Source organism: Acinetobacter sp. DMC2, from assembly GCF_056314305.1.
In genome coordinates this window covers 74475-90783 of sequence record NZ_JBQUYP010000002.1, presented here as the reverse complement: position 1 = coordinate 90783, position 16309 = coordinate 74475, and the positions used below count along the sequence as shown (strand labels likewise).

Sequence of the window (16309 nt, the reverse complement as noted above, 5' to 3'; positions counted from 1 at the left end):
AAAAGCGATGCTATTTTTGAGCCAAAACTTCCCCTAGACCTGAATAAACAAGTCTGTTTGAAGAAAGTTTGTACAAAAGCTAGGGGCTATTTCGCCTTGGTGATGCCCTAAAGCAAAGTCAAATATTTATATTTTTTGACTTCACTCTAGATCACGACCAGTTGAAAAGATTGACACGGTCGTGACAGAACCTGCTGAGGACTTTGTCCTCTAAATAATGTGCCTGTTCTGATGGTGACGTCATTTGAAGTAATGACTCGAGAAGAATCGTTGATCACGATTGCTTTTTGTTTGATGTTTTTCAGCTTCGGCATGAGTAGTTTCTCTAGTGCTGAAACTAAAATGTCGGTGGCAATTACACCGATAAATTGATCACGAATCATGACCGGATGGGCAAGGGTGATGGTATATGCACCATTGCAGATATAGTCGACATATGGTCCATGAATACACGGACTTTTATTTTGAGCAGGTTTATGGAACCATTCAAAAGAGCGAAAATCTAAAAAGCGCTGAGCATTTTGATAGTTTTCAAGTTTCGCTTGTTGTAACTGATCTTCTTTTTTATACCACCATTCGAGTGTCCAATAATCTTGTTCTTCTTGCGTTGCAGGGCTATAACTTGCAAAGCCAATACCTTGACTGTAATGGCTTTCTTGTAAAGCCTTTTTAATTTCTTTTTGCAAAGCTGAACGCTCTGAACCTGAAAGCTTAATGTCTTTTGTTTTTTCAGGTTCATGTTTTGAGAGTATTTTGCTCGCTTTAGCTGCCAGATTTTCTGTAATGGTTGTCGTTTCCTCAACCACCGTCTTTAACAAATTTTGAAGCTCTTCTATATCTAAATGTTGGGTCATTCCTATAACTCCTAAAATTCCATATTTCTCACTCGATATTTGATAAGTGCTCTGTTTTATTATTTTTATTCGATAGATAACTTATATCGAAGCATTTGATCCGTTAGCATCGAAATAATCTTTCGTGCTTGAATAACAGCATCATCTTCATTGGCTTGAACAAAAGATGATAAAAGTTGGTGGTATTGTGCAACGACCAGTTGATGAAAATGATCATCTTGGTAAAGCACAGCAATGAGCGGCGCCCATTCGGCTTGTATGGTTAACTCTTGATTTGCCAGTCGAGCTGATTGAGCAAAAGAGGTGAGTGTTAACAAGCAACGTAAATCAAGTTGCGCACGTGTGTCTGCTTCAACGGCCTGTTCAAATTGATCAATAAGTTCTTTGATTTTACCCAGTTCATATTCAGTGGTTCTTTGTGCTGCCAAATATGCACCATGGCTTAAAATTGCACTATGAAACTCGCCTAAATCAGCCAGATATTCATTTGAAGCCTGACGTAGAGGATGCTTGTTTAAGAGTAAATCGGAAGGTAACTCACAAACAAAGCTTCCGCCGTTTCGCCCGCGTCGTGTATCAATCAGACCCTTTACGCGTAAAGTATTTAAAGCTTCACGAACGGTAATGGGTGACACTCCCATTAAGCGAGCTAGATCCGCCTCGTTAGGAAGTTGTTCATTGCTTTTGAGCAATCCAGAGATAATTGCATTTTCCAAGCGTTCTACAACTTGTTCCGATCGAGTTGCCTGAGCGATAGGTGCAAAAATTATCGTATATGCTGACATGGCGAATTCTCTAAAAGCTAAGTCAGTGACTTAGCTTAATGAAACGGATAAATGATTAAAACACGCCATATTGATGGACTGCCTGTTCATCTTCAGGCACGGCTGGTATTGCATCCCAAAGTTCAACAATTTTGCCGTTATCTACACGCCACAATTCAAAATAGGCATGTCGATTTCCAGCAATATTTCCTTCGGAATGTGTCAATACAAATTGACCATCAGCAATGGAGCGATGAGTTTTGGAGTATACCAAACCTTGTCCTTCATTACGGATATTGTTCAAAAAATCAATGACGGCTTTAACTCCATCGCCAATATCTGGGCTATGTTGAATGAACTGATCGTTGTAGGTGTATTCTTTAAATGCTTCGTAATTGCCATCAATTAATGACTTCTTAAAGAAAGAGGTCACAATCTCACGATTTTGCTCCGAATCATGATGAGTTACGATCTCGGTCGGACCATCTAATTGGGTTCTACCACTCACATTTGGCGCAGCTTCTGCTACAAGACCATCCCAATGTTCCACAATTTTGCCGTCTTTCACTCGGTAAATATCAAAACCAACTAATGGGTTTTCATCTAATCCCTGAAAGCGGCCATGAATTGCAACCAAGTCACCGTCTGCCAATACACGCACAGCTTCATGTTGCATGTCGGGGCAATCTTCTACCAGTTGGCGAAGGCCTGAAAGACCATTTGCAACCAGCGGTGAGTGCTCTATAAAATCTTCAGAAAAATAACGATCCAGAGCAGTGGTGTCGTGTAAATTAAATAACTCATGATGAGCTTTAGTCACCAAGTCTTTCATTTCTTGTTTATTCATTTTGATCTCCTTTCAAAGTCCATTTTTATTATTCGTTTGAACTCATCACATGTTTAACGCGGGTATATTCTTCAAAACCGTAGCCAGATAAATCTTTACCATAACCTGACTTTTTGAAACCACCGTGTGGCATTTCTGCGGTTAAAGGAATATGGGTATTAATCCAAACTGTACCGAAATCGAGTTCACGAGATAGACGCGTGGCGCGGGCGTGATCTTTAGTCCACACACTTGAAGCTAGGCCATATTCAACATCGTTGGCTTTTTCAATCGCATCATTTTCATCAGTAAATTTTTGAACAGTAATGACTGGTCCAAAAATTTCATTTTGAATTGCTTCATCGTGTTGTTTTAAGCCACTAATAACAGTGGGTTCAAAATAGAAGCCTGGACGGTCTGCCTGTTTTCCGCCTGTTTCAACTTTGGCGTGAGCAGGTAAGGTGTCAATAAAAGCTTTAACATTCTTTAATTGATTGGCATTGTTAAGCGGACCATAAAGTGCGTCTTGATCATCTGGATCGCCAAAACGGGTATTTTTTGCAGCTTCAACGAGTTTAGCTAAAAATTCATCATGAACGGCTTCAGCCACAATCACACGTGTTGCCGCAGTACAGTCTTGACCTGCGTTGAAATAGCCCGTTAAAGCAATCATTTCAACTGCTTTATCAATGTCCGCATCTTCAAAAACCACTACCGGTGCTTTACCACCAAGCTCAAGATGCGCTTTCGCTAAATTTGCTGCGGCAGAAGCTGCAACTTGTAATCCGGCACGAACTGAGCCTGTAATAGAAACCAGAGCAGGGGTCTTATGTGATACAACTTTTGAACCCACCTGAGCTTGTCCTAATACCACGTTAAAGGCACCTTTAGGGAAAAATGGTGCAGCAATTTCAGCAAGTAAAAGCGTACTTTCAGGTGTCGTATCACTTGGTTTAAGTACCACTGTGTTACCTGCAGCCAAAGCCGGTGCAATTTTCCAAACAGCCATCATGAGTGGATAGTTCCAAGGTGTGACTTGACCAACTACACCGACTGGTTCACGGCGAATAGAAGAGGTTAGACCTTCTAAATATTCTCCTGAAGCTGTGCCATTGAGTAAGCGGGCAGCACCTGCAAAGAAACGAACCTGATCTGCCGAAGCGCCCACTTCTTCAGATGCAATTAAGTGTTTTAACTGACCCGTATTACGACTTTGCGCCTCAATTAAACGCTCCGCATTTGCTTCAATAGCATCTGCCAAATTCAATAATGCTTTTTGACGAGTCGAAGGTGTACTACGTCCCCAAATTTTGAATGCTTCTTTTGCAGCAGCATAAGCTGTATCAACTTCGGCCTCAGTTGCATTCGGTGATTGTGCATAAACTTCACCAGTCACGGGGCTTATCAAATCGAAGTAATCAGATCCTTTGCTAGCAACATATTCGCCGTTAATAAAGTGTTGTAGTTGAGTTTTAGCCATTTTTTATACCTTGTCCTTAGGTTTTTAACATATAACATATAATACTATATGTATTATGTTTTAAATTTTCTGTCAAATGCTTTGATAAGGGGGGTGGGTGAAAAAAGTTGGAATTTAAATCAGATTAGATTTTAAGTTTTTGATTTGATTATTTAAAAAAAATTAAAAAATTGTGAAGATTTTTAATTGTTCATTATTGATTCACCACCACAAGATAGTTCTGTACTTTTTTATGGGGGCAAGTTTTGGAAAGCTAGCATCATTTTTCAAAAAGTTAAGTGACTTATCGTACCTTTGTATTTTTATTCAAAGGTATCTTATATTTTAATGAGGATAATGAGTTAGAGATTCATTTAAATTCATATGATAAAATAAGTTCAGTAAAGATTTCTTTCTTATTAATAATTGAGTAAGTTGTTATTAATACTTGGTTAGACTAAGTATGTTTATGGATTTATTTTATTAATAATTTATTGAAAGAAAAAATATCATTTTAAATGAGAATAATATATGGAAACTATGTATTTGGTATATCATGTTAGAGATAAAATAAGAAAAGATCCTAATTATATAAAAACAGTTCAGGCTTTAACTTTAAATGAATTAAGACCAATGCATGGATTGAAAGGCACATATGGGCTATATGGTTCGTTTGAGTGGTTAAATAATTTAGAGTCTGGGACAATTCCACGTAAAGAAATATCAGGAATAATTCAGCGTATTTATACAACTGATATGGATAATGGTAACATACCAGACACTATGGATATTGAATTAAAAGATATTGGCAAAATTGTGAAGCAAGGTATTTTTTTAAATAATGAATCCGATATAAATCTCTTTATGGTAGGGAAGAGGGTAGAGATTATCTATTATATAGAGGATATGAAAGCAATTGATCATTCGACTGGTGAAAATAGAAAGCATGAGTTTGTTCTTGAAATGAAAATCTCAAACTGATCATGGATAGTCTTTCAATATATTCTACAGAAAGAGATATCCTATTCTGTAGAATAATATATTGAATATGTTCGTAGATTATTAGCTTGAAAAAATAAGAAAATCATTAATCTCAGGTCTTATGACTCGCAAGCAGAATACTGGTTTCACTGTTGTAAATACCTGAAATATTCCTGATTCTTTCTAAAACTTTGTCGAAGTTTTCTAAAGTATCAGAGCGTAGCTCGACCAGAATGTCCCATTTGCCATTGGTTTTATGCAGACATTCCACGGCACTTTCGAGGCGTAATTCTTTAATCACAGACTGCGCTTTGGTCCCTTCAACCATAATGCTCATCCATGCACGAATAATGTTGCGTTCTGCATTGGGTTTAAACCGTACTGTATATCCAGTAATGATGCCCGAAGACTCCAAATATTCGATTCTCTTTTTTACCGTTACTCTTGAAACATGAACTTTTTCAGCTAACTCGGTAACAGACATCCGTGCGTTATCTTTAAGTAAACCTAAAATAATTTGATCAATGTTATCCATATTGTAATTGTCAATTATCAAATTGGTAAAAAATAATTCATTTTTGACTGAATTACAAATTTTGTGAATCAATTTGATTTTGAATAATAGGGTCATCAGCTAACCCTCATAATTTTAATTTAATGGACTAGATAAAATGAATAATTTTGCAGTTTCTCGTAATGACTTTAACGAGTGGATGGTTCCAGTTTTTGCACCAGCAAATTTCATTCCGGTACGTGGTGAAGGTTCACGTATTTGGGATCAAGAAAATAAAGAATATATTGATTTTGCAGGCGGGATTGCAGTAAACGCATTAGGTCATGCGCATCCAGTGGCAGTAAATGCTTTAACAGAACAAGCAACAAAACTTTGGCATGTAGGTAACGGTTATACAAATGAACCTGTTCTACGCCTTGCAAAACAACTTACCGAAAATACATTTGCAGACAAGGTTTTCTTCTGTAACTCAGGTGCTGAAGCGAACGAAGCTGCTTTAAAACTGGCTCGTAAAGTTGGTTTAGACAGCGGCGTTGCTGGCAAAAGTGGCATTGTGGCATTTAATAATGCTTTCCATGGCCGTACTTTATTTACCGTTTCAGCCGGTGGTCAACCTAAATATTCACAAGACTTTGTACCACTTCCAAATGGAATTAACCACGTTGCCTTTAATGATTTAGAAGCTGCCAAAGCAGTGATCAATGAGCAAACATGTGCAGTCATTGTTGAACCGATCCAAGGTGAAGGCGGCGTTATTCCAGCTGACATCGAATTTTTAAAAGGTTTACGTGCACTGTGTGATGAGTTTGGTGCCTTACTTATTTTTGATGAAGTGCAAACTGGTGTTGGCCGTACAGGTGCACTTTATGCCTACATGAACTCTGGTGTTATTCCAGATGTATTAACGACAGCAAAAGCATTAGGCGGTGGCTTCCCTGTTGGTGCAATGCTAACAACAGATAAATTTGCTTCGCATTTTTCAGTGGGTACACATGGTACGACTTATGGCGGTAACCCGTTAGCAAGTGCGGTTGCTGGTGCAGTATTTGAGTTTATTAATACGCCTGAAGTGCTTAACGGCGTTAAAGAGCGTCATGATTACTATAAAAACGCTTTAAATCAATTAAATGAAAAATATGAAATTTTTGAAATGATTCGTGGTGAAGGCTTGCTGATTGGCTGTGCTTTAAAAGCCGAATTTGCTGGTAAAGCAAAAGATATTAATAATCTTGCGGGCGAAGAAGGTTTATTGAGTTTGATTGCTGGTCCAAATGTTATCCGTTTTACGCCATCTTTAATTATTCCATTTGCTGATATTGATGAAGGTCTAAAACGCTTTGAACGCGCGCTTGCTCGCTTTGTAGAAATTCAAAAGGATGAACAAGCAGCATGATGATTATTCGCTACATCGAACCTAAAGATGTTAATGACCTTTACCTGTTGGCGCAAAAAGCGGGTTTTGGTTTGACATCTTTGCAGCCAAATATGGAAAAGCTTGCTGCTCGTATTGAACGGGCATGTAAAACAGTCGCAGGCGAACTTCCAAAGGCAGATCAGGTTTACTTATTTGTTTTAGAAGATACTGAACTCAACAAAGTTGTCGGCGTTTGCGGTATTGAAGTGGCACTTGGGTTAAGAGAGCCTTGGTATAACTTCCATGTTGGGACACAAGTGCATGCGTCAGAACCGTTAAGTGTTTATAACGCTTTACCGACTTTGTATTTGAGTAATGACCATACCAACTGTAGTGAGCTTTGTACTTTATTTTTAGATCCTGACTATCGCTTAAATAAAAATGGCAAATTTTTATCTAAAGTCCGTTTCTTATTTCTCTCAGCATTCCGTCAATATTTTGAAGAAACAATTGTTGCCGAAATGCGCGGATATTCTGACGCCAATGGGCAGTCACCATTTTGGAATGCGGTAGGTCATAAGTTTTTTAATATCGAATTTACCAAGGCCGATTATTTAAGTGGAGTGGGGCAAAAGGCTTTTATTGCTGAGCTGATGCCAAGACATCCACTCTATGTCGATATGTTACCTGACGATGCTAAAGCCGCAATTGGCATTGTGCATCCGAATACTCGACCAGCCTACAACCTGCTGCTTGAAGAGGGACTACGCTATAAAGGCTATATCGATATTTTTGATGGGGGCGCAACGCTGCAAGCAGATATCGAAAATTTACGGGCAATTAAAGAAAGTCAGTCTGTAACGGTTCAAATTGAACAGCCTCAAAATATCGCTGTAGGGGATGAGTCTTACATTGTGGCTAATGATGATTATGAAAATTATCGGGCCATTCTGGTGTATAGCCAGCCTCATCAGAACATATTGCAGTTAACAAAAGAACAGGCAAAACAATTGAATGTCGAAAATGGTGCTTTAGTTCGTGTGCTAAGTGTTCAAGTTAAACAGGTTGCGAGTCCAGAAGTGGCAAAGAAGCTCAAAGAAACTAATCATTTTCGAATGGCTGTTAATTAATCAGTAATACTACACATTTCACCAAATTTAGGAAGGAATAATATATTATCGCTAGCGCAAGATGAGTATATGGATAAATACAATCTTGCTCGCTGAGCTGAGATTAATTAGCCTGTTTTTCTATATATAAAGGGTAAGTAAGTAAAATATTTAATTAATTTATATGTTTTAAGTATTTATTGAAAATATATAGGGAAGAGCGGGCTAATATAATAATGAAGGAAAGGAATGATGAATAATTTTTATTGTTATAGGTGATAGCTTTTAAAAAGGAATTTATAAGGTCTTAAATGATTTAATAATATTTTTAGAATGGTTTAATGGATTAAATTAATAATCATATAATTTATTTATTATTAAAGCATTTACGACGGTTGCTATAAATTGGAGTAAATATTACATGAGTAAGAATAAAGGAAAGCAGTTCCTGGAAGGAGATCTTCTTGGTAGTCAACATATGACTGATCAAGAAGAAGAGAAATTGCAGCGCTCATTGACAAATCGTCATATTCAGATGATCGCAATCGGTGGTGCAATTGGTACTGGATTATTTATGGGTTCCGGGAAAACATTAAGTGTTTCGGGTACTTCAATTGTTTTAACCTATTTAATTATTGGTTTCTTCTTTTTCTTCGTGATGCGGGCAATGGGTGAATTGTTGCTTGCGAACACTAATTTTAAAACCTTCGCCGATTTTGCAACGGCTTATCTTGGTCCATGGGCGGGATTTTTCCTTGGTTGGTCCTACTGGTGTAACTGGATTATTACTGCGATTGCCGATGTAATTGTAATCGGAGGGTACATGCAGTTTTGGTATCCCGATTTACCCGTCTGGATTCCGGCATTTACATCATTGGCCATCTTAACCATACTTAACTTTGTGGCCGTTCGATTGTTCGGTGAACTTGAGTTTTGGTTCTCACTCATCAAAATTACTGCAATTATTCTATTTATTCTGGCTGGTATTTATTTAATTGGTACTGGGTTTACTTCACCAAATGGTGTTAAGGCTTCAATGAGCCATTTGTTTGAAACAGAATCGATGTTTCCTTATGGTGTAACAGGTTTCTTGGCAGGCTTCCAAATTGCCATATTTGCGTTTGTGGGTATTGAACTTGTTGGTACAACTGCTGCTGAAACCAAAGATCCGCATAAATCACTTCCAAAAGCGATTAACTCTATTCCTTTACGCATTTTGTTATTCTACGTAGGCGCATTGGTTTGTATTATTGCGGTCACATCTTGGGCTAAGGTTTCACCAGAAAAAAGTCCGTTTGTAGAAATGTTTACTTTAGTTGGATTACCAATTGCAGCAGGTTTAATCAATTTTGTTGTTGCGACTTCGGCTTTATCTTCTGCAAACAGTGGAATCTTTGCGACTAGCCGGATGTTATACGGTTTGGCTTTAGACAACGATGCACCTAAAAGCTTTAGTAAACTGTCAAAAAGAAAAGTTCCTATTAGAGGCTTAGTATTTTCAATGGCGTGCGTAACGGTTGGAACATCTATTTTATTTATTGTTCCAAATGTCATGACCGCATTTACGATTATCTCAGCGCTCACTTCAATTTTATGTATTTTTACATTTATGTTGATTGTGCTTTCGTATATTTATTATCGTAAGAAAAGCCCTGAACTACATATCCAGTCAAAATATAAAATGCCAGGTGGTTTATTTATGGCATGGATGACTATGTTGTTTTTAGTGTTTACTATCGTAATTTTAGCTTTAGACCATGATACTTTAATTGCGCTTGAATGCTCACCAATTTGGTTTATTGGTTTATTTATTGCCTATAAATATAAAAAGAAAAAAATGATGCAACTTGATATTTTGAAAGCACAAAAGGTTGATTATATTTAAATAAATTACAGTAACTTTATAAGAAATTTTATTAATTTAGATTATAAAGAAAGCCTCATTACGAGGCTTTCTTTATAATCCTTATTTAATATTCGGATCGCCTTTTTTCAAGAAAAAGCGAATCGCTAATTTTTGAAGGAATGTTCCATAAGGAGGGTGGAAAAGCTGAGTTGGGAAGAACCTATGGCGAATAAATACAGTTTTTGCATGAGAAAGTTCGCGGAAACCTTCTTCACCATGATATGACCCCATGCCTGAGTTTCCGATACCCCCAAAAGGAGCATCATGGTTAACTACATGCCAGCCCCAATCATTAATGGTCACACCACCCGAGTGAGTTTCACGTAAAATCCGGTCGCGTTCTACTGAGCTATGCGTAAAGCAATAAAGCGCTAAAGGTCTTTCGTCCGATTTCACATAAGTAATCGCATCATCTAAAGAATCGTAAGCTACCACTGGTAAAATAGGGCCAAAGAGTTCTTCTTTCATAATGCGCATATCTGGCGTGCAATTCAGCACAATCTGTACAGGCATTCTGCGACCTTGTTGGTCAAAGCTATACGTGTCGCAAGGAATAATACGGGCACCTTTTTCTTGCGCATCGGTCAAGATATCTTGAATACGTTTTAAATGACGGTCATTTACAATCGATGTGTAATTCTCATTATTTGTAATGTTTTGACCAAACATTTTTATAAAGCTTGATTTTGCAGCATCCACAAATTCATCAATACTTTCTTTAGGAACCAACGCATAGTCAGGCGCTACACAGATTTGCCCACTATTTGTTGCTTTACCATGGGTAATGCGTTTTGCCGCATCGGCAAGTGGGTAGTTGCGGCTTACAATGGCTGGTGATTTACCGCCTAATTCGAGTGTAACAGGTGTTAGATTTTCAGCCGATGCTCGCATAACGACTTTGCCAATCGCAGGAGAGCCTGTAAAAACAATATGGTTAAAGGGTAATGATGTAAATCTTGCTGGGTCTGTAATTTCTTCACCAAACACGGCTACTTCATCTTCGTTAAAGACCTCGGCAAGCATGCGTCGTAGCATTGCATTGGTATTCGGCGTAATTTCAGGCAGCTTAATCATGACTCGGTTACCCGCAGCTAATGCGGCAATGAGCGGGCCAAGTGCTAAATAAACGGGAAAGTTCCAAGGAACAATGACACCAACCACACCTTTGGGTTGGTATTGCACACTTAAACGGTTCGATAAAAATAAAAGCTCGGTACGGCGTTTACTCGGGCGCATCCAGCGGCGTAAATGATGAATTGCATGATCAGCCTCTAGCACTGAGCCAAGCAAATCTAATAGTTTAGATTCATCAAGTGATCTTGAACTAAAATCGGAATTAATCGCGGCAGCCAAAGCATCTTGATAACGAATAATTTGTTTTTTGAGTTGATGCAGTTTTGTGCGGCGTGCTTCAAGAGTTGGGTATGGATCTGCCTCAAAATTGGCACGTTGTTTGGAAAAAATAAGTTCCATATGTTCAGTGGCAGAGCCGCTATATTCTTTTAAAGTGGAGTGTTCCATTATTGTTCCTTCCATACTTTTGCTTATCATACTTTATGCTTGAAGCGTCGTATGGTCGATGTTAAATTGAGACAACAAGAGGTAGTTTAGTGCCATTATGCACGTCACTCTAGGGATGGTGTGAGTTAAATGCCTAATAATCTTTATAAAAATGCAAATAGTGTTATCGAAGGAAATTATGATAATACACCCTTAGGTGCCAATACATATTTGCTGGGTTTAACCAGTTTGTTTGATGAAATGGGTTTGCAAGGCCATTCAATATCAGATGTTTTATCTGGCACAAATATTTCGCCTGATGCGTTGAACCAATCCTCTTTATATATTTCTCAGTTTCAAAAAATTCAGCTATTTCACAATATTCAAAAACTATCTCACGATCCCTTAATTGGTCTGCGTGCAGGGCAAAAGCAGCGGCTGTCAGATTTTGGGGTGTATGGCTACGCACTATATTCTTCGCGTAATTTTAGACAAGCAGTAGAGCTGGGCATTCGACACATTAAGCTTGCAGGGCCTATTTTAAAGAAATCTTTTTATATTCGAGATGATGTTGCGATTTTTGAAGGGCAGGACATTATTGCTCTTGGTAAGCTTCTGCCTTTGGTGTGCGAGTTTTGGTTTAGCTCCATGCAAGCCTTAATTGAACGTGTGCTTGAAGGACCATTTCAAGCCAAGAAGCTTTTGTTGCCCTATCCAGCGCCTGACTATGCAGAAGAATATGAAAAAGTGTTTCATTGCCCCGTTCAGTTTAATGCTGGGGTGATGCAATGGCACTTTGATTTAAAGTGGCTCGATGTGCCTTGCCCAAATGCCAACCCGATTACCGCGGATATGTGTAAGTCGTTTTGTGAGCGGATGCTAGGTGCTGCTGAACTTGAAGAGCCTGAGTTGGTGAAAACAATCCGTTTAATATTATTGGATGGAACAGGGCTTTTCCCATCGGCCCAAGAAATGGCTGAACGCTTACATATGTCAAAGCGTACCTTACATCGGCGCTTGGCAGGTTTTAGTCTGACTTATCAAGAATTATTAGATGAAACTCGGCGCCGTCTTGCCGATGAATATTTGCGAGAAACAACTTTAACCGTAGATGAAATTGCTGAGAGAATTGGCTTTTCAGATACCTCTAATTTTAGAAAAGCCTATCGTCACTGGACAGGCATTTCACCAAATGAGTATCGAATACAGTACCAGAATTAAAATCAAGTTTGGCTGCTACTTAAAGCGAGAGAGTAACTTTTTCTGCAAAAATGGATTACAGAGTAAAATCGCAAATAAAATAATAAATATGCCGATAATGCTGAATAGATCCGGTAATTCATGCCAAAAAACAAATCCCCAAATTCCTGCAAAAATAATGGCAATGTAATTCATTGGGCCAATTTGTCCTGCTGGCGCTAAGCTATAAGCATAAGACATAAATAGTTGACTAATATTAGCTAAAAGTCCTGCGGCAATGAGTAGGCTTAATTCGTGCCAAGTGAAAATGCGCCAATGCCAAAACATTGGAATAGATGAAATCAAACTACCAAAAATACAGAAATAAAAAACGATACGCTCAGGCGGCTCTGTACTGGTTAGAGCTCTTACGGTGACAAAAGCCATTGCGGATAAAAAGCATGCACCTAAGCCAATAAAAGATAATGCGTTAAATAAACCTTGGTCGGGTTTAGCGACAAACAAAACTCCAATGAGCCCAATAACTGCGGCAAAAATCATTGATTTGGTGATTTTTTCTTTTAAGAAAAGCCATGCAATCAGCGGAATAAAAATAGGAGATGAATAACTAAAAACCATAGCATTTGATAGCTTTAAGTTCGCAATGGCATAGAAAAAACCATACATTGCGGCAAGCCCAACTAGGCTCCGCCACGTATGCATCCAGAGTTTATCTGTTTTAACGAAGTCTAAACCCTGCTTAAACAGCATCGGAATAAAAATAAATAAACCTACTGCATTTCTAAAAAACACGACAGTCGCATTGTCTACCGTTTGTGAAGCAAAACGAATGCACACTCCCATAATGGAAAATAATAATGCCGATGTCATAAGACAAAGCAGTGCTTTTCCAAGTTGAGTTGAGGGGAGGTTTGAAGCAGTCTGATTTTGCATATCGAAATGAGTTTTTGGTTTTCGGTGTTATCTTAGCAGTGATGCAGGCATTGGATGAAATATCATTTGATAATGATTCAATAGTAATACTTATTAGAATAAAAAAAGAGAGTCTAGGTCAGCTCTCTTTTAATTTTATAGGGTGTTATTTACAGCTAAAGTTTTCAGCTTTTTCGCTATCACCTTGACCATTGTAACGGGCAATCAGTGGGTAAGGACAAAGTGGACGGGTGCGGTCTGGTGCCCAGTCTTGCGGAAGTTCAGTATTTACTTGACCACTTGGATTACCTGCACCGCGAGCGGTTGCAATGATTTTGTCAGGTGCTTGGCCATATTCAACCCAGTTAACTAAAGCAGTCAATGCATCAAATTGATCGGTCGCAATCCCATCACGGGTATGGTTCATGCCCGGAACTCTAAAGAAACGTGCAAATTCAGGCGTAATACCTTTTGCATCATTTTTATAGTGTTGGAGTAGTTGATCGTACCAATTTTGGGTGTCATCTACAGAGAAAACGCCGTCTGCTGTGCCTTGTACCACAATCATTTTTCCACCATGATTACGGAGTTTATCTAGATTAAGTTCATCAGGTGGCATCATGAAAGACATCGAACTTTCAGTATAAACATCATTGGTTGCCGAGAGTTTTGGATAGTCGGTATCGAAGTTAAAATTAAAGGCAAATTGTCTAGAGTTTTGAGTCACAGTTGGGTCTGGTGGAACCTGAAAAAGAATGCCGACTGCAACGGGGTCACGTGCTGTTCCCACCGAAGATTCGAATTTCCAGCTTGCCCAGTTACTGCCGACTAAACCAGGGTCGAAAGGCTGGGTTGCATAGAGCGCTTGTCCAGCCGAATTTACAGGGCCGCGGTAAATGTTGGCTAATACATCAATTTGTTCGGTGCTTAAACAAGTACCATCTCTTGTGCTTGAGCAAACGGGTACATCTTTGTGAATATCAAAAGCTGTACGGCAAGCCTCGACATCTTGAACCAAGCCATCTGCAACACCGTCTAGAGCATCGCATCGATCTAAAATCGCTTTTGCTAATACTTTGCGTTCCGAAAGAGTAAGAGCGGTACTTAGGTCATTTTCATCTGTTGCGACACGACGGAGCTGCTGAGCTGTGTAGAGTTGCGCCGCTGCTGCACGAGGTAAGTGAAAACCCGGTGTGCTTGCCAAAATTCCATCATATTGGTTGCCCAAACGGGTTGCAGCAATCATGGCATGACGGCCACCGTTCGATGTGCCACCTGCATAGGAGCGATCTGGTAATTTGCCATATGCGGCTTTAATTAGGTCTTTTGCCATAGGCGTGAGTTTGGTAATTGCGCCATAGCCGTAGTTGATTCTGGCTTGAGGGTCTAAACCAAACATTGGATTTTGTGAAGCATTATGTCCTGCATCGGAAGAAATGACAGCAAAACCATCATGGAGGGCATTGGTGAGTGGACCGCCGCTGCCGACCTGACCCGTTGCAGGCACTAAGTTACCATCGGTTCCGCCATTGCCTTGATAGAGAAAACGGCCATTCCAGTCTATTGGTAAGCGCATTTCAAAACCAATTTGATAGGTTTGTCCATCGACAGGGCTTGCCCGTTGATCCATATAGCCTTTGACCAAACAATGAGCGCCAATCGGTTTGTTGGCGACAGTCAATGTGCCTGCTTCTTGAAGGGTAGCTGAGCTAATAACTGTATTGTTGTATTGAAATCCGAGTAAGTCTGAACAGCTTCCAGTTAGTTTTGCACCTACAGCAGGAGACAGCTGCGGTGGTTTTGTTGTTGATGGAACCGTTATGTCATCATTATCACTTCCACAGCCTGCCAAAGAACCAAGCATGGCAAGTACTAAAGCGGAGTGGGTCAAAATTCGTTTATTGTTGGTGTAATTCATTTATTCATATCCTTATTGAATGAATGTTTGCAATTAATCTAAAACCAGAAAATTAGCTGTGCTTCGTGCAATCATTTTGTTGTTTTGCCAAGCTTCACTTTCGAGATTCAGTACGGTTTTGCCTTGTTTAATGAATCGGCATTTTGTAATGACTTCACCCACAGCACAGGGTCTTAAAAAATCCATTGTTAAGTTGATGGTGGTGGCGGGTTTATGGTCATTGGCAAGAAATGCAAAAAGCCCCATCACGTCATCAAGCATGGCGCAGATCATGCCGCCTTCAACGGTGCCGCGTGGATTGGTAAAGCTTTCTAGCGCTGTGTAGTGGATGGTGAGTTCAGTGTTTTTTTCATTCCAATGAATATTGTGTCCACCCAAATGGTGATGAATGGGGGGTAAGTGTTCTAAAATTTTTTGATCCATAGTTAAGGGTCCATCCTTTTTGTTGGTGTTATAAAAATTATTATTTCAGGCTATAGGCATCATAAATAACCGCTTTGCCCAAACGCATTGCACTACCTACCGCAACGGTCTGGTTAAGCCATGAGTATTTAGGTGAGCTGGTTTCAAACTGCATGGTAATTTTGAAATAGTAATTTTTCGGGTCGACATCTTTGCCTTGAGCAAGCTGTTTTAGTGTTTCTGCCGAGCCATGTCGGTAACCTTTGGTTTGAAGATAAATGAGTGCACCGTCATCGGTTTCTAACAGATATCGCGTATCAATAATGGCCAGTCCTTTACTGTCGACAATTTGCCAATCTGCGCCATTATTTAAAATACGGCCTTTAAGTGATTTGCCTTCAAATGTCCCACCGGTAATGGGAATAATTCGGCGTTTACCTGCCTCACTGGTGGTGCCTAATTCCCAAACAGGCGCATTTAGATCAACACTAAATTTTGCTAAAGGCTCAAGCTGAATGGGTGGTGGATTATATTGCGTTTCGGCATGAGTCAGGGCAATCAGACTCATTCCACAGAGTAGAGCTACAACTTTCTTCATGATGAATTTCCC

Annotated in this window: 15 protein-coding genes; 5 read left to right on the top strand and 10 right to left on the bottom strand. The window is 39.3% G+C overall.

The window, feature by feature from the left end:
- Positions 1-146: 146 nt before the first annotated feature.
- The 4 genes from ACT53H_RS04690 to ACT53H_RS04675 all read right to left on the bottom strand — a co-directional run bounded on the left by ACT53H_RS04690 (position 147) and on the right by ACT53H_RS04675 (position 3924).
- Positions 147-854 (bottom strand): cache domain-containing protein, encoded by a 708-nt coding sequence (locus ACT53H_RS04690; RefSeq protein WP_476008734.1) that lies wholly within the window; start codon positions 852-854, stop codon positions 147-149.
- Positions 855-919: 65 nt separating this feature from the next.
- Complete coding sequence (locus tag ACT53H_RS04685) at positions 920-1639, bottom strand: FadR/GntR family transcriptional regulator (protein ID WP_476008733.1); 720 nt, start codon at positions 1637-1639, stop codon at positions 920-922.
- Between the two features lie 55 nt (positions 1640-1694).
- Positions 1695-2465 carry a nuclear transport factor 2 family protein gene (locus ACT53H_RS04680; protein ID WP_476008732.1) on the bottom strand — a complete coding sequence of 257 codons (771 nt, stop codon included), beginning with the start codon at positions 2463-2465 and terminating at the stop codon, positions 1695-1697.
- 28 nt (positions 2466-2493) lie between these two features.
- Positions 2494-3924 (bottom strand): gamma-aminobutyraldehyde dehydrogenase, encoded by a 1431-nt coding sequence (locus ACT53H_RS04675; RefSeq protein ID WP_174740739.1) that lies wholly within the window; start codon positions 3922-3924, stop codon positions 2494-2496.
- 510 nt (positions 3925-4434) lie between these two features.
- Here ACT53H_RS04675 and ACT53H_RS04670 point away from each other — a divergent pair.
- Entirely contained in the window at positions 4435-4884 is a 450-nt protein-coding gene (locus ACT53H_RS04670) for a hypothetical protein (RefSeq protein WP_174746280.1), read from the top strand.
- Between the two features lie 112 nt (positions 4885-4996).
- On the opposite strand, the gene ACT53H_RS04665 is transcribed toward ACT53H_RS04670, so the two are convergent.
- A complete protein-coding gene (locus tag ACT53H_RS04665; protein ID WP_476008731.1) occupies positions 4997-5419 on the bottom strand; it encodes an Lrp/AsnC family transcriptional regulator in 423 nt (140 codons plus the stop codon).
- 136 nt (positions 5420-5555) lie between these two features.
- On the opposite strand from ACT53H_RS04665, the gene ACT53H_RS04660 reads away from it, so the two are divergent.
- The 3 genes from ACT53H_RS04660 to ACT53H_RS04650 all read left to right on the top strand — a co-directional run bounded on the left by ACT53H_RS04660 (position 5556) and on the right by ACT53H_RS04650 (position 9746).
- Positions 5556-6791, top strand: a complete 1236-nt coding sequence (locus tag ACT53H_RS04660; protein WP_476008730.1) for a bifunctional succinylornithine transaminase/acetylornithine transaminase — start codon at positions 5556-5558, stop codon at positions 6789-6791.
- Complete coding sequence (astA, locus tag ACT53H_RS04655) at positions 6788-7882, top strand: arginine N-succinyltransferase (protein WP_476008729.1); 1095 nt, start codon at positions 6788-6790, stop codon at positions 7880-7882. Before ACT53H_RS04660 ends, astA begins: the two co-directional genes overlap by 4 nt.
- A 400-nt stretch (positions 7883-8282) precedes the next feature.
- Positions 8283-9746, top strand: a complete 1464-nt coding sequence (locus tag ACT53H_RS04650) for an amino acid permease (protein WP_476008728.1) — start codon at positions 8283-8285, stop codon at positions 9744-9746.
- 81 nt (positions 9747-9827) lie between these two features.
- Here the strand turns inward: ACT53H_RS04650 and ACT53H_RS04645 are convergent, their stop codons facing one another.
- The gene (locus ACT53H_RS04645; RefSeq protein ID WP_476008727.1) at positions 9828-11288 is read right to left on the bottom strand and encodes a coniferyl aldehyde dehydrogenase; all 1461 of its coding nucleotides are present in this window, start codon (positions 11286-11288) and stop codon (positions 9828-9830) included.
- A gap of 129 nt (positions 11289-11417) precedes the next feature.
- Here ACT53H_RS04645 and ACT53H_RS04640 point away from each other — a divergent pair, with 129 nt between their 5' ends.
- Positions 11418-12488: an AraC family transcriptional regulator gene (locus ACT53H_RS04640; RefSeq protein WP_476008726.1), complete on the top strand. Its 1071-nt coding sequence runs from the start codon at positions 11418-11420 to the stop codon at positions 12486-12488.
- 15 nt (positions 12489-12503) lie between these two features.
- Here the strand turns inward: ACT53H_RS04640 and ACT53H_RS04635 are convergent, their stop codons facing one another.
- The 4 genes from ACT53H_RS04635 to ACT53H_RS04620 form a co-directional block, all read right to left on the bottom strand.
- Entirely contained in the window at positions 12504-13400 is an 897-nt protein-coding gene (locus ACT53H_RS04635) for a DMT family transporter (RefSeq protein WP_476008725.1), read from the bottom strand.
- A 145-nt stretch (positions 13401-13545) separates the two neighbouring features.
- Positions 13546-15297 (bottom strand): tannase/feruloyl esterase family alpha/beta hydrolase, encoded by a 1752-nt coding sequence (locus ACT53H_RS04630; protein WP_476008724.1) that lies wholly within the window; start codon positions 15295-15297, stop codon positions 13546-13548.
- Positions 15298-15330: 33 nt separating this feature from the next.
- Entirely contained in the window at positions 15331-15720 is a 390-nt protein-coding gene (locus ACT53H_RS04625) for a PaaI family thioesterase (protein WP_476008723.1), read from the bottom strand.
- Positions 15721-15760: 40 nt separating this feature from the next.
- Positions 15761-16297: a DUF3237 domain-containing protein gene (locus ACT53H_RS04620; protein ID WP_476008722.1), complete on the bottom strand. Its 537-nt coding sequence runs from the start codon at positions 16295-16297 to the stop codon at positions 15761-15763.
- Positions 16298-16309 lie beyond the last annotated feature (12 nt).

What these genes read in the sequence shown, in the direction of transcription:
- ACT53H_RS04630 (WP_476008724.1), bottom strand. Translation starts at nt 15,297, where the DNA reads ATGAATTACACCAACAATAAACGAATTTTGACCCACTCCGCTTTAGTA.
- ACT53H_RS04675 (WP_174740739.1), bottom strand. Translation starts at nt 3,924, where the DNA reads ATGGCTAAAACTCAACTACAACACTTTATTAACGGCGAATATGTTGCT.
- ACT53H_RS04690 (WP_476008734.1), bottom strand. Translation starts at nt 854, where the DNA reads ATGACCCAACATTTAGATATAGAAGAGCTTCAAAATTTGTTAAAGACG.
- ACT53H_RS04620 (WP_476008722.1), bottom strand. Translation starts at nt 16,297, where the DNA reads ATGAAGAAAGTTGTAGCTCTACTCTGTGGAATGAGTCTGATTGCCCTG.
- astA (WP_476008729.1), top strand. Translation starts at nt 6,788, where the DNA reads ATGATGATTATTCGCTACATCGAACCTAAAGATGTTAATGACCTTTAC.
- ACT53H_RS04680 (WP_476008732.1), bottom strand. Translation starts at nt 2,465, where the DNA reads ATGAATAAACAAGAAATGAAAGACTTGGTGACTAAAGCTCATCATGAG.
- ACT53H_RS04625 (WP_476008723.1), bottom strand. Translation starts at nt 15,720, where the DNA reads ATGGATCAAAAAATTTTAGAACACTTACCCCCCATTCATCACCATTTG.
- ACT53H_RS04670 (WP_174746280.1), top strand. Translation starts at nt 4,435, where the DNA reads ATGGAAACTATGTATTTGGTATATCATGTTAGAGATAAAATAAGAAAA.
- ACT53H_RS04635 (WP_476008725.1), bottom strand. Translation starts at nt 13,400, where the DNA reads ATGCAAAATCAGACTGCTTCAAACCTCCCCTCAACTCAACTTGGAAAA.
- ACT53H_RS04650 (WP_476008728.1), top strand. Translation starts at nt 8,283, where the DNA reads ATGAGTAAGAATAAAGGAAAGCAGTTCCTGGAAGGAGATCTTCTTGGT.
- ACT53H_RS04660 (WP_476008730.1), top strand. Translation starts at nt 5,556, where the DNA reads ATGAATAATTTTGCAGTTTCTCGTAATGACTTTAACGAGTGGATGGTT.
- ACT53H_RS04685 (WP_476008733.1), bottom strand. Translation starts at nt 1,639, where the DNA reads ATGTCAGCATATACGATAATTTTTGCACCTATCGCTCAGGCAACTCGA.
- ACT53H_RS04640 (WP_476008726.1), top strand. Translation starts at nt 11,418, where the DNA reads ATGCCTAATAATCTTTATAAAAATGCAAATAGTGTTATCGAAGGAAAT.
- ACT53H_RS04665 (WP_476008731.1), bottom strand. Translation starts at nt 5,419, where the DNA reads ATGGATAACATTGATCAAATTATTTTAGGTTTACTTAAAGATAACGCA.
- ACT53H_RS04645 (WP_476008727.1), bottom strand. Translation starts at nt 11,288, where the DNA reads ATGGAACACTCCACTTTAAAAGAATATAGCGGCTCTGCCACTGAACAT.